The 12,569-nt window shown below is 62.9% G+C and carries 10 protein-coding genes; 9 read left to right on the top strand and 1 reads right to left on the bottom strand.

Translation table 11 applies throughout. The features are described 5' to 3' along the window. The first annotated feature begins 95 nt into the window (after window positions 1–95). From miaA to ACSJJT_RS01760, 4 genes are all read left to right on the top strand, one after another. Window positions 96–977, top strand: coding sequence for a tRNA (adenosine(37)-N6)-dimethylallyltransferase MiaA (miaA, locus tag ACSJJT_RS01775; protein ID WP_435917021.1), 882 nt, complete (start codon window positions 96–98; stop codon window positions 975–977). A gap of 4 nt (window positions 978–981) precedes the next feature. Continuing rightward, entirely contained in the window at window positions 982–1,806 is an 825-nt protein-coding gene (gene dapF / locus ACSJJT_RS01770; RefSeq protein ID WP_435916656.1) for a diaminopimelate epimerase, read from the top strand. Window positions 1,807–1,916: 110 nt separating this feature from the next. Continuing rightward, the gene (gene hflX / locus ACSJJT_RS01765) at window positions 1,917–3,365 is read left to right on the top strand and encodes a GTPase HflX (protein WP_462981551.1); all 1,449 of its coding nucleotides are present in this window, start codon (window positions 1,917–1,919) and stop codon (window positions 3,363–3,365) included. Next, on the top strand, window positions 3,355–5,403 hold the full coding sequence (locus tag ACSJJT_RS01760) for an ATP-dependent DNA helicase (RefSeq protein ID WP_435916654.1): 2,049 nt from the start codon (window positions 3,355–3,357) through the stop codon (window positions 5,401–5,403). Before hflX ends, ACSJJT_RS01760 begins: the two co-directional genes overlap by 11 nt. A 9-nt stretch (window positions 5,404–5,412) precedes the next feature. On the opposite strand, the gene ACSJJT_RS01755 is transcribed toward ACSJJT_RS01760, so the two are convergent. Then, complete coding sequence (locus tag ACSJJT_RS01755) at window positions 5,413–6,096, bottom strand: LexA family protein (protein ID WP_435916653.1); 684 nt, start codon at window positions 6,094–6,096, stop codon at window positions 5,413–5,415. Window positions 6,097–6,376: 280 nt separating this feature from the next. On the opposite strand from ACSJJT_RS01755, the gene ACSJJT_RS01750 reads away from it, so the two are divergent. The 5 genes from ACSJJT_RS01750 to ACSJJT_RS01730 all read left to right on the top strand — a co-directional run bounded on the left by ACSJJT_RS01750 (window position 6,377) and on the right by ACSJJT_RS01730 (window position 12,456). Next, window positions 6,377–6,727, top strand: a complete 351-nt coding sequence (locus ACSJJT_RS01750; protein WP_435916652.1) for a hypothetical protein — start codon at window positions 6,377–6,379, stop codon at window positions 6,725–6,727. Between the two features lie 224 nt (window positions 6,728–6,951). Continuing rightward, complete coding sequence (nrdR, locus tag ACSJJT_RS01745) at window positions 6,952–7,458, top strand: transcriptional regulator NrdR (RefSeq protein ID WP_435916651.1); 507 nt, start codon at window positions 6,952–6,954, stop codon at window positions 7,456–7,458. Window positions 7,459–7,539: 81 nt separating this feature from the next. Then, complete coding sequence (locus tag ACSJJT_RS01740; RefSeq protein WP_435916650.1) at window positions 7,540–10,392, top strand: vitamin B12-dependent ribonucleotide reductase; 2,853 nt, start codon at window positions 7,540–7,542, stop codon at window positions 10,390–10,392. 193 nt (window positions 10,393–10,585) lie between these two features. Beyond that, on the top strand, window positions 10,586–11,518 hold the full coding sequence (locus ACSJJT_RS01735) for a T3SS (YopN, CesT) and YbjN peptide-binding chaperone 1 (RefSeq protein WP_435916649.1): 933 nt from the start codon (window positions 10,586–10,588) through the stop codon (window positions 11,516–11,518). A gap of 83 nt (window positions 11,519–11,601) precedes the next feature. Further along, window positions 11,602–12,456 (top strand): universal stress protein, encoded by an 855-nt coding sequence (locus tag ACSJJT_RS01730; RefSeq protein WP_435916648.1) that lies wholly within the window; start codon window positions 11,602–11,604, stop codon window positions 12,454–12,456. Window positions 12,457–12,569: the final 113 nt, after the last annotated feature.

The following is a 12,569-nucleotide window of genomic DNA, read 5'->3' as shown; positions in this document are numbered from 1 at the left end:
GCTCCGATGTCGTTGCAGTGCGCAAGGATGGACGTGTGAATCTGCCGGTCATATGTCTTCTGGGGCCCACCGCCAGCGGAAAATCAGGGTTGGCGGTGCGAGTCTGTTCACGCCTGGGACGGGGGGGGCACCCCGCCGAGATCATCAACACCGATTCAATGGTGGTGTATCGAGGGATGAACATCGGTACCGCCACCCCTACGCTCGCCCAGCAGCGTGCGGTGAAGCACCACTTGGTGTCGATCCTTGATGTCACCGATCCCTGTTCAATCGTCCTCATGCAGAAGCTGGCGCGCGACGAGACCGAAGAGTGTGTGTCACGCGGTGTCATTCCGGTATTGGTCGGGGGTTCAGCCCTCTACACCAAGGCCGTCATCGATGAGATGATCGTTCCTCCCACCAACCCGAAGGTGCGAGCGAAGTGGCAGGAAAGGTTGGATGCCGAAGGCCCGAAGGCCTTGCATGAGGAGCTCGCGCGGCGAGATCCCAGGACGGCCAGATCGATCTTGCCCGGAAATGGCCGCAGAATCGTCCGGGCCCTTGAGGTCATTGAGCTCACGGGGTCGTTCACCGCGACCCTTCCCGACGGTATCTTTCACTGGCCCAACACGGTGCAGATCGGCCTGGAGCTTCCTCGTGAGGACATGGATCGGCGAATCGCGAAGCGAGTTGACCAGATGTGGGACGAAGGGCTGGTTGACGAGGTCCGCGCCCTGGCTGATGCCGGGTTGAGGGAGGGGCGCACGGCAAGCCGAGCGTTGGGATACCGACAGGTGTTGGGGTTCCTTGACGGCGACTATGACGAGGCCGAAGCCCGTCGTCGCACCGTGACCCGAACTCGACGTTTCGCCCGTAAACAGCTCATGTGGTACCGACGCGACGACCGTGTCGAGTGGTTCGATGCGCTTGATCCTGATCTCGATGACAAGGTTGTGGCGCGGGTGTTGACCGCCCTGTCCACTGGCGAGGAGGATTGACGGTATGACGACGACGTTCTGGAAGGGACACGGGACAGGCAATGACTTCGTCATTGTCGACCGTCCCGAGCCTCTCACCCCTGAACAGGTTCGATGGCTGTGTCACCGTCGATTCGGTATTGGCGCCGATGGCACCCTGCAGGCTCTGCGGGCCGGTGACGTTCCTGGCTGGGATGGCGATCCGGATCTGTGGTTCATGGACTACCGTAACGCCGACGGCACCATTGCGCAGATGTGCGGCAACGGCCTGCGAGTTTTTGCTCGTCATCTGTCCCAGACCGGGCGTATCGCAGGTGACCAGGCCGATGTCGCGACGCGCGCTGGTATTCGCCATGTCACCCTACGTGACAACGGTGACGTGTCGGTGACGATGGGAACGGTCCATGTCGATGGTGACGACGTCACCATCGAACATCAGGACATGTGGTGGCCGGCATACAAGGTTGACGTCGGCAATCCACATGCTGTGGTCGTGACGGACCACACGACCGTCGCCGCACTCAACCTTGACGAGTCGCCGACGTGGCGCCCCAGGTCGGCCTTCCCCCAAGGGGTTAACGTCGAATTCGTCGAGTGGTTGGATGACCATTCGGTCTCGATGAGGGTCCACGAGCGCGGATCGGGAGAGACGATGTCGTGCGGTACCGGAACCGTTGCGGTGGCAGCAACGATGGCCACCCGTACCGGCCACCGTGGCCCCTGGACCGTCCGGGTGCCTGGCGGTCATGTCGTTGTCGCCCTCCGTCCTGCTGATGATGGTTACGACGCAGTGCTGACAGGCCCTGCGATCATCCTCGCGTCTGGAAAGGTCGACCTTCCCGAGGAGTGAGGAACAGCACGGTCGGTGACGTGTCGTCACCTCCCCCTACACTTGGCGCGACGACCTCGGAATGTGAGGTATCAGGGCATGGGACAGTGGACCAACAGGACGGGGACCGGGTGAGCGACACCGCACGATTCGACGACGAGCGTGAGGATGCGCCCGATGTCGGGGACCTCAGCAACGATCAGGACGTATACGACGGTGATCAGTTCGACCTGGATGCCCGATTGTCCTTGACCCGCGTGCCGGGCATGTCGACTGATCTGTCTGACATCCCGGAGGTCGAGTACCGACAGCTGAGGCTCGAACGGGTGGTGCTCTGTTCGGTGTGGACCCAGGGGTCGGTCGCCGATGCAGAGAACGCCATGACTGAGCTCAAGGCGCTGGCCGAGACTGCGGGTTCACAGGTTCTCGAGGCCGTCATGCAGAGACGAACGACCCCGGATCCGGCGACCTACATCGGTTCAGGCAAGGTGGCCGAGCTGGCCGAGGTGGTCCGGGCCACCGGAGCCGACACGGTCATCTGTGATGGTGAGCTCGATGCCGCTCAGCTTCGTAACCTCGAGGACCGCGTCAAGGTCAAGGTGGTGGACCGGATGGCGTTGATCCTCGACATCTTCGCCCAGCACGCCCGCAGCGTGGAGGGTCGCACCCAGGTCGAATTGGCTCAGCTCAATTACCTCAGGCAGAGGTTGCGTGGATGGGGTGGGAACCTTTCCCGTCAGTCGGGTGGTCGAGCCGCCGGTGGTGCTGGTATCGGTGGTCGTGGCCCTGGTGAGACCCGGATCGAGACGGACAGACGACGTATCGGTCATCGCATCGCGGTGCTGCGGCGTCGTCTCAAACACATCGAGTCCACCCGTGCTTCCAAGCGGGCTGATCGTTTTCGCAACAAGGTGCCCTCCGTCGCCATCGTCGGATACACCAACGCGGGAAAGTCCTCCCTGCTCAACCGGCTGACCCGCGCCGGAGTGCTCGTCGAGAATGCCCTGTTCGCCACTCTTGACCCCACGACTCGTCGGACCACGACGGCGGATGGTCGCGTCTACACCCTCACCGACACCGTCGGCTTCGTGCGCCACCTTCCGCATGATCTGGTCGAGGCCTTCGCCTCCACCCTCGAGGAGACTGCGCTGGCAGACGTCCTGGTGCACGTCGTCGATGCAGCCGACCCCGATCCCATCGGTCAGGTCGATGCCGTGCGTGGTGTGCTGGCCGGAATCGGCGCCAGTGACATTCCCGAGATTCTGGTGCTCAACAAGAGTGATCGTCTCGACGACGACACCATCGTGACGTTGCGGTCGACCTTTCCCGGTGCCCATGTCATCTCGGCTCATACCGGAGAGGGAATCGACGACCTCGTGACAGCCATCGAGGAGTCGCTGCCGGTGCCTTCCCAGAAGGTTGACGTCGTCGTGCCCTATGTGCGCGGAGACCTCATGGACAAGATCCACCACAAAGGGACGATCGAACTCATTGACCACACCGCCGATGGCACCCATGTCATCGCCCATCTTCATCCTGCTCTGGCCGTCGAGGTCGAGGAGGCGTGTCATGGCGCGTGAGCCCGCCGAGGTCAGCAAGATGTGTCGTGACCTCCTCGCCACCGCCGTCTCCCGGATGGGGGGTCAGGAGAGATCTGGCCAGGCGACGATGGTCGAGGCTGTCGACCAAGCGATGCGAGAAGAGCTGCACCTGTTGGTTCAAGCCGGTACCGGAACCGGAAAGTCACTGGGGTATTTGGCGCCTGCTCTGGTTCACTGCGTCGAAGAAGGCGCGCAGGTCGTCGTCGCCACCGCCACCCTCGCCTTGCAGACTCAGCTCGCTCACAAGGACATTCCGGCGGTCCTCAACGCCTCGGACGAGGTCCTGCTCCGCAGGCCGAAGGTTGCCGTGCTCAAGGGGCGTAACAACCACGTCTGTCTGCACAAGGTTCGCGGTGGATCGACGGGGGTCAGAGGGCAGGACGCCTTGGTCCCCGGAGCCGATCTCGCCGCTGAGGCCGCGGACACCAAGGAGGCTGGGACGGCTCCGGCTTCCGCACTGGGCGCCGAGGTCGTTATGCTGCGTGAATGGGCCGAGAAACAGGTCGAGGAGTCGGGACTCGGCGATCGTGATGACGCCCCACCGCACGCTCCCCTGGCGTGGAGCCAGGTGAGCGTGCCGGCCAACGAGTGCTTAGGGGCTCAGCGCTGTCCTTTCGGCAGCGAGTGCCTCTCCGAAGCAGCCCGTGAGAAGGCTCGAAACGCTGACCTCGTCGTCACCAACCACGCCATGCTCGCGATCGATGCGCTGAATGACAACAACGTGTTGCCCGAGCACGACACCGTCATCATTGACGAGGCCCACGAGCTGGTGGATCGGTTCACCGGGGCGGCGTCCAAGGATCTGTCTCCTTCTCTCGTGGCGACGACGGTCAAGCGGGCCTTGACATGGCTGGATGACGACGTGAGCGCGGATCTCCTCGATCAAGCGGACGTGCTGGCCAGAGCCTTGGAGGCGACCGCACCGGGACAGGTCACCGAGACCGGTGCCCAGGTTATCCAGGCGTGCACGGTATTGCGAGATCTGGCCAGGGAAGCAGTGAGCCAGTTGGGTCGACGGGATGAGGATTCCAAGGAATCCGTCGACGCCGAGAGGGTGCAGGCCCAAGCCGCCATGCGCGAGGTCTTCGAGACCGTCGACCGTATGGTGTCGATGGCAGCCGCTGACGTGGTATGGGTCTCGGAATCAGAGAAGGGGTATCGCAGCATCCACATCGCGCCATTGAGCGTGGCAGGCCTGCTGCGGGAGAACGTCTTCGCGGGGGCGACGACTATTCTGACCTCGGCCACCTTGTGCATCGGCGGTAATTTCCTGGCCACGGCACGGAACGTCGGGCTGTCGCCGCGCGAGCAGATCGAGGAGGAGGCGCCGAAGGTCCTCGACACCCAGATGGGGTGGCGGGGGGTCAACGTCGGCTCGCCCTTCGACTATTCGAAGCAGGGGATTCTGTATGTCGGTAGGTCCCTGCCGCGCCCGGGCCGAGATGGCATCGCGCCCGAGGTGCTCGACGATCTTGCTGAGCTGATTTGGGGCGCTGGTGGACGGACCCTCGGGCTGTTCTCGTCCCAGCGTAATGCGGTGGCTGCCACCGAACACATGCGCAAGGTCATGCCGGACATTCCGGTGTTGTGCCAGGGGGAGGGGCATCTGGCCGATCTCACCCGCCGATTCACGGCTGATCCGCGGACATGTCTCTTCGGAACCTTGTCCTTGTGGCAGGGGGTTGATGTTCCTGGTGACACCTGTCGGTTGGTCATCATTGACCGGATTCCGTTCCCACGTCCGGATGACCCGCTCATGGCGGCACGAAGCAAAGCGGTTGAGGATGCTGGCGGTAATGGATTCATGACGGTGTCGGCTGGGCATGCGGCCCTCCTGCTGGCCCAAGGGGCGGGCCGACTCATACGGCGTTCCGACGATCGAGGAGTCGTTGCAGTTCTGGACCCGCGGTTGGCGACGGCGCGATATGGCGGTTTCCTGAGGGCCTCCATGCCCTCGTTTTGGACGACGACGGATCGCGAGATGGCTGTTGGAGCTCTGCGCAGGCTGGGGGAGTGACCCCCAGAGTCATAGTCGTCTCATGACCGAGACGGCGCGGCCGACGAGAGAAGCATCATCGAGGTTGACCGGTGAATGAGCGGGGTTCGAGGCCATTAGCCACGGTTTCCCGCCGAGCTTGGCCAAGGAACGGACGATGGTCTTACCACCGACTGTGGCCGCCACGAAATAGGTTTCGGGCGGGTTGTCGGGAAGGTCCGTCACGGGCAGTTGCCGGACGAGGACAAGGTCCCCGACATGGAAATCGGGTGTCATCCCGTCGTCGCGGACGACGACCACCACGTGGTCTCCGTGGCCCAGCAACTGGGAGGGAACCGCGATGGCAGTGTCGTGATGCTTGGCATCGGTAATCTCACTCGGGTTGAAAACCTCGATCTGAAAGGCGTGGGGTCCCTGCGGATCGTTGACGTCGACGACGTCCTCAACGACCTCGAGGGTGCCATCAGTGCGTCGCAGCAGGCCGAGATCGATGAGCGCGGAGATACGCCTCTGGATAGTCGAGGTGCTGGCTGCTCCCGTCATGTCAGCCAGGGCGCGAACAGTCGGTGCGCGGCCGTCGCGACGCAGCCCCTCCTTGACTGCGGCCAGCACCGCACGCTCCTTGGCAGAAGGTTCACGGGTGGTGGTGAACGGGACGGCCGAAGAGACGGCGGCCGGGTCCGAGGAGTCGGTTCCGGACGTATCGATGGTCATAGCAGTCACGGTATAGGTCGGGTACGACAGTTCCCCATCAGCTTTGGTCGACACCTGCTCCGGAGCGTGGGGACCATGGCGACAGGAGTTTTCAAAGAACCTGGAAAATACTTCTGACTAGGCTGTTCTTCTGGTGTTCCACCCTGGTGGCGGCGAACCTGTCGGTTGGGCCGGATGTCATTGATGGCACTGGCGGAGGTTCGCCGCCGGGCCCTCCCCGGGAGTCATCTCGGGGCCGCTGACGGGAGCGGATGGCTCTCGTTGACAGAGAGGTGATCCGATGAGTGCTCAGACGTACGAGTGGGATGTTGAGACGACGACCAGTCGGCAAGGTGACCTGGTTGTCGGGCCGTGGCAGGATGAGCTGGCCGAACCGGTGGTCGTCATCGATCGTCGGGACTTGATGGCAGGGCGTCCTGGTGCCGTCGCACACCATGAACCCGTCCACGATCGGTTCTGGGACGTCGCCGTGATGGCCACGGTTGCTGTGATGATCGTTGGTGTGATCCTGTCCCTGGGACGTCTTGGCCAGGTGTGGCGGGGCGACGCCGAGAGTGGTCATTCCGACCCGGCCGCCGTCGTCCAGATCGATGGACATCAGTCGGGCGACGTGCCTGGTGTCAGATCCTGACCGTGGAAGGTGGTCGCATGGACTGAGCGTCTTCGGCGTGTCGCGCGTGGCAGCTTGACGGACGATCACGCGCATCCTCAATGATCCTCCGCGGCACCAGATGTTGTGGTAGACAGTATTGCCATCCCTACAAGTTGTGTTTTTGGTCCGAGTTCGGAGTAATGTTCCGGGTCGACGGCGAATCTGCCGTTAGGAACCCAGCGAGATCGGGGAAGGAGGCGACAATGCGCTGTCCGTTCTGTCAGCATGACGACTCGCGAGTCCTGGATTCCCGAGTGTGCGAGGACGGCACCGCGATCCGTCGGAGACGGCAGTGTCCCGTGTGCGAACGACGGTTCACCACCATCGAGCGCATGCAGATGACGGTTCACAAACGCAACGGCATCGAAGAACCCTTTTCCCGGGACAAGGTGATCCGTGGTGTGCGCAATGCATGCAAGGGACGCCCGGTCACGGACGCCGACCTGGCCTTGTTGGGACAACGCGTCGAGGACGGTCTTCGAGCCCGAGGAGTCGCGGAGATTCCGAGCGACGAGGTTGGGTTGGCAATCCTGGGCCCACTTCGCGAGCTGGATCCCATCGCCTATCTGCGGTTCGCGAGTGTGTACCTCAAGTACGACACCATCGAGGACTTCGCCACTGAGATCGATCGGCTGCGCGACGAGTCCCCTGAGAAACCGCGGTCCTCGGGCCGCAAGCGGCCTTCGAAGCAGGACGAGCCGCTGTTCTGACGAGCCGTGGCCGAGCGTGCCTCAGTTCACGACAAGTACCGACATCAAACCACCCGTATCACCGAGTATCTAGAGGGAGCCATGACTGAGACCAAGTCCGCATCACGCAGGACGAGCCGCTCCAAGGGGCTGCACGTCGAGCGCACCTTCAGCACCGAGGGCGTCCATCCCTACGACGAGGTGACGTGGGAGCGTCGCGACGTCGTCCAGACGAACTGGCGCACCGGTGACGTGGTCTTCGAGCAGCGCGGAGTTGAGTTCCCCGACTTCTGGAGCGTCAACGCCTCGACGATCGTCACGAACAAGTACTTCCGTGGCGCCCTGGGCACTCCGGCCCGCGAGGACAGCCTCAAGACCCTCATCGACCGCGTCGTCAACAGCTACGTGACCTCCGGACGTCAAAGCGGCTACTTCGCCTCTGACGAGGACGCCAAGGTCTTTGGTGATGAGCTGACCTGGCTGCTGGTTCACCAGTACTTCAGCTTCAACTCCCCGGTGTGGTTCAACGTCGGCACGACGAGTCCTCAGCAGGTCAGCGCCTGTTTCATCCTCTCGGTGGACGACTCCATGGAGTCGATCCTCAACTGGTACCGGGAAGAGGGATTCATCTTCAAGGGTGGTTCTGGTGCCGGTCTCAACATTTCCCGCATTCGTTCTTCCAAGGAGCTGTTGAGCTCCGGGGGTACGGCTTCCGGTCCGGTGTCCTTCATGCGTGGTGCCGACGCGTCTGCCGGAACCATCAAGTCCGGTGGCGCCACCCGTCGCGCTGCCAAGATGGTCGTCCTCGACATCGATCACCCGGACGTCGAGGAGTTCATCGAGACCAAGGCTCGCGAGGAGGACAAGATCCGCGCCCTGCGCGATGCCGGCTTCGACATGGACCTGGGTGGCCGGGACATCACCAGTGTCCAGTACCAGAACGCCAACAACTCGGTGCGCGTCTCGGATGCCTTCATGACGGCCGTCAAGCAGGGCAAGCCGTTTGGGCTGACCTCCCGCACCGAGCCGGGCAAGGTGCTCGACACCGTCGATGCCAAGGAGCTCTTCGGCAAGATCGCCCAGGCCGCCTGGGAGTGCGCCGACCCCGGTCTGCAGTACGACGACACCATCAATGCTTGGCACACCAACCCAAACACCGGTCGGATCAATGCCTCCAACCCGTGCTCGGAGTACATGAGCCTGGACAACTCCTCGTGCAACCTGGCCAGCCTCAACCTGTTGAAGTTCCTCGACGAGAACGATCACTTCGACGTCGAGAAGTTCACCAAGGCCGTGGAGCTGGTCATCACCGCGATGGACATCTCCATCTGCTTCGCCGACTTCCCGACCGAAGCCATCGGGGAGACCACTCGCAACTTCCGTCAGCTCGGAATCGGATACGCCAACCTGGGTGCCCTTCTCATGGCTCTGGGCCTGGGGTATGACTCCGACGGTGGTCGTGCCCTGGCTGCTGCCATCACTTCCCTCATGACTGGTGTATCCTACCGACGCTCCGCTGAGTTGGCGGCCATCGTCGGTCCGTACGCTGGCTACGCAGAGAATGTCGAGCCGCACCAGGCCGTCATGGCCAAGCACCGTGACGCCAACCGTCAGGTTCATCCGCTGCACGACAACGACACCACTGTCCTGGCTGCTGCCAAGGTTGAATGGGACAAGGTCGTCAAGCTAGGGCACGTCAACGGCTTCCGCAACGCCCAGGCCTCGGTGCTGGCGCCGACCGGCACCATCGGCTTCATGATGGACTGCGACACCACTGGGATCGAGCCCGACTTCTCACTGGTGAAGTTCAAGAAGATGGTCGGTGGTGGGTCCATGCAGATCGTCAACCAGACGGTGCCGCGTGCCCTGAAGAATCTCGGCTACACCCCTGAACAGTCCGAGAAAATCGTGGCCCACATCGCCGACAACGGTTCGGTCGTTGGAGCTCCCGGCCTTGACGAGGCCCACTACGAGGTTTTCGACTGCGCCATGGGTAACCGCTTCATCGCGCCGATGGGCCACGTGAGGATGATGGCTGCCGTTCAGCCCTTCCTGTCTGGTGCCATCTCCAAGACCGTCAACCTGCCGGAGTCCTCCACCGTCGAGGACATCGCCAACGTTTACATGGAGGGCTGGAAGCTCGGCCTCAAGGCCCTGGCCGTCTACCGTGACAACTGCAAGGTTGGCCAGCCCCTCTCCGAGGTCAAGAAGAAGGAGGAGGAGACGCCCGAGCCGGAGGTTCGCATCGAGTACCGTCCGCGTCGTCAGCGTCTGCCGAAGTCGCGCATGGGCCGCACGACGAGCTTCCAGGTCGCCGGAGCTGGCGGTTACCTCACGACCGGCGCCTATGATTCCGGCCGCTTGGGCGAGATCTTCCTCAAGCTCGGAAAGCAGGGATCGACGTTGGCCGGAGTCATGGATGCCTTCTCCATCGCGGTGTCCATCGGTCTGCAGTACGGCGTGCCGTTGGAGTCCTTCGTCCAGAAGTTCTCCAACCTCAAGTTTGAGCCTGCTGGCATGACTGACGATCCGGACATCCGGATCGCCTCGTCAATCATCGACTACGTGTTCCGTCGCCTGGCCCTGGACTACCTGGACTTCGATGAGCGCGCCGAGCTGGGTATCTACACTGCTGCCGAGCGTGCCCGGTACGTGGAGACCGGTTCCTACCTGTCAGACGAGGATGAGGGCGAGCTCATCGACTCCGAGACCCTCAAGGAAACCCCGGCTGACCGCGTTCGGGTCCACGAAGACGGTGCCAACCAGCCTGGTCTCTTCGCTGCCCAGCAGACCCCCGAGCGAGTCGGTGGTGCCCACACCAGCGCCGAGCTGCTCGAGGAGCGGATGGGCCGTGAGGTCGACGCTCCGTTGTGCATGACCTGCGGAACGAAGATGCGTCCGTCGGGGTCCTGCTACGTCTGCGAGGGCTGTGGATCCACCAGCGGTTGCAGCTGATGACGTCCTGATCTGACCAGGTGCCGGGGTACAGCAGAGGTTGTGCCCCGGCACCTGGCATGTCGTCTCGCTGCGCCCGCCGGTTTCCGGGTGTCAAGGTCCACGCGTGCACCTCGTCATGCATGTTCACCAGGTGGCACTGGAAACCGAGCCCAGGCTGCACATCTGGTTTCGGACCTACTAGGTTGGAGGCATGGACGAGCCACCAGACTTCGTGTTCGACCTGGACCGCAGCACAGCACAGGCCTGGGACCAGTTCACCGAGCGTCTGGCCGAGGTCGTCTCCGTCATCGACGATGATGGTGAATTGACGATCTCGACCATGTCGGCGCGCAATGACACCGCGCCCTTCATCCGGTTCGTGCAGGATGACCCCGATCGCAGTAATGACACCGCGATGATTCTCGCCGAGGCGTCCAGCAACAGCTGTCTGCCGGACAGCTCTCGGCTCACCCCCGGTCAGCTCGACGGGCTGAGCTCCCTGGGATGGCAGGACCCTGGAACCTGTACCTCTCACAAGACTGACAACTACTGGGTCTACCGAAACCAGGATGACAGCGAACAGCTTGCCGAACTGGCAGTGACGACCCTTCGCGACATCTTCGGTGTCCCTCACCCGGTCTTCCTGGCCCCCGACCCACTCGCGGAAATCCTGCAGCCCGAACCCCCGCTGTCTCCCACCGAGGCGGCCAGCGTCCCCGCCATCATGCCGGTCGACAAGGACCATCTCGACCGCCTGGTGGCCGACGAACTGTCCCAGATGTTCGGGCACCCTGCGATTCGCGACAGCGAGGGAGATTTCGCCATCCGGGTGGGAACCTGCATGGTGTTCGTGCGAACCACTCCCGACGCCTCTGAACTGTTGCTCTTCGCAGCCCTCGTCCATGACATCGAGGGACGATCCCGGGCCGTCGAGGTTCTCAATGACCTCAACGTGCAGTCACGTTACGGACGCTTCGCCCTGCATCAGGATCGGGTCTTCGTCACGATGTCAGTGATGGCTCGTCCCTTCGTCGCGGCGCACCTGCACCAGGCGGTCTCCATCATGTCCAGGCTGGCTGACGGATTGGATAACGAACTGGCTCGCAAACTGCGTGGCAGAACGACTTTTGAAGAAGGATCCTGACCTGATCGCCTTGCAACCAGCCAAGTGGTGGGACAATGTGAGAAGGGGTTGATGCCCCTGATGTCTTACTGAGGAGGATCACCATGACCGACGATCGAACCTCGTCGAAGGCTCGTCGTACCACCGTCATCGTTGGAGTCGACGGCTCGGAGGACGGTCTGCGCGCTGCCCGGTACGCCGCAGGATCCGCGATCAGGATGGACGCCGATCTCATCGTTCTCCACGCTGTTGACGATGCTGCTGTCGCCGGCGCCTGGGGTGTCGTCTATGACCCGACCGCCCTGCAGGATGCCGGTCAGGTCGTCGTTGATGACGCCATCAATGTCGCCAAGGGGCGCAACATGGATGCCGATCGCATCTCGGGTGAGGTGGTCCTGGGCAACCCGGCAGCCATCCTTGCCGACCGGAGCGCCAACGCCCAGCTCGTCGTTGTCGGCCGTCGTGCCAGTTCCGGACTCGAGCGGATGTTCGTCGGATCGACCTCGGTGGCCGTGGCTGGCATGTCCGCGGCACCCGTCGTCGTCATCTCCCGTGCCTCCAACCCGGACCCGACCGGTGGCAAGAAGTGCGTGGCCGTCGCCGTCGGCCCCCAGAGCGCAGGAACTGCTGCCCTGGGATTCGGATTCGCCGAGGCCGACCTTCGTGGCTGCAAGTTGGTCGCTGTGACCGTTCCCGGGCAGGATTCCCAGAAGGTCCATGACGAGGCCCTCAAGCGACTCAACGAGGTCGTCAAGCCGATCGCCAACGAGCATACCGACGTCGAGGTCGAGACTCGGGTGCTTTCCGGCGAGCCGGTGGACGCTCTGGTCGACCTGTCCGGCGACGTCGACCTCCTCGTCATCGGTATGAAGAAGCACCCGATCCTGGGATGGACTGCCGGCGGAGTCAGCCGCGGCATCATGGCCCACGCGCAGTCCCCACTGGCCATTTGTCACTGACCCGGTGACCTGACGGACCACTGTGGCATTGTTGCGAACGGGAGTCACCTTGACACGGTTCATGAGTCGAAGGTGCTGACGTCCAATGGGGGTCAGCACCGTCGTCATGGAGA

This window comes from Cutibacterium nasicola (assembly GCF_051303185.1).
In the GTDB taxonomy this organism is placed as follows: domain Bacteria; phylum Actinomycetota; class Actinomycetes; order Propionibacteriales; family Propionibacteriaceae; genus Cutibacterium.
This window is presented reverse-complemented; position numbering and strand designations above follow the sequence as displayed.

Excerpts from the sequence above, each read along its gene's own strand:
- ACSJJT_RS01760 (WP_435916654.1), top strand. The coding sequence starts at position 3,355 with ATGGCGCGTGAGCCCGCCGAGGTCAGCAAGATGTGTCGTGACCTCCTC.
- ACSJJT_RS01735 (WP_435916649.1), top strand. The coding sequence starts at position 10,586 with ATGGACGAGCCACCAGACTTCGTGTTCGACCTGGACCGCAGCACAGCA.
- nrdR (WP_435916651.1), top strand. The coding sequence starts at position 6,952 with ATGCGCTGTCCGTTCTGTCAGCATGACGACTCGCGAGTCCTGGATTCC.
- ACSJJT_RS01750 (WP_435916652.1), top strand. The coding sequence starts at position 6,377 with ATGAGTGCTCAGACGTACGAGTGGGATGTTGAGACGACGACCAGTCGG.
- ACSJJT_RS01740 (WP_435916650.1), top strand. The coding sequence starts at position 7,540 with ATGACTGAGACCAAGTCCGCATCACGCAGGACGAGCCGCTCCAAGGGG.
- ACSJJT_RS01755 (WP_435916653.1), bottom strand. The coding sequence starts at position 6,096 with ATGACCATCGATACGTCCGGAACCGACTCCTCGGACCCGGCCGCCGTC.
- ACSJJT_RS01730 (WP_435916648.1), top strand. The coding sequence starts at position 11,602 with ATGACCGACGATCGAACCTCGTCGAAGGCTCGTCGTACCACCGTCATC.
- dapF (WP_435916656.1), top strand. The coding sequence starts at position 982 with ATGACGACGACGTTCTGGAAGGGACACGGGACAGGCAATGACTTCGTC.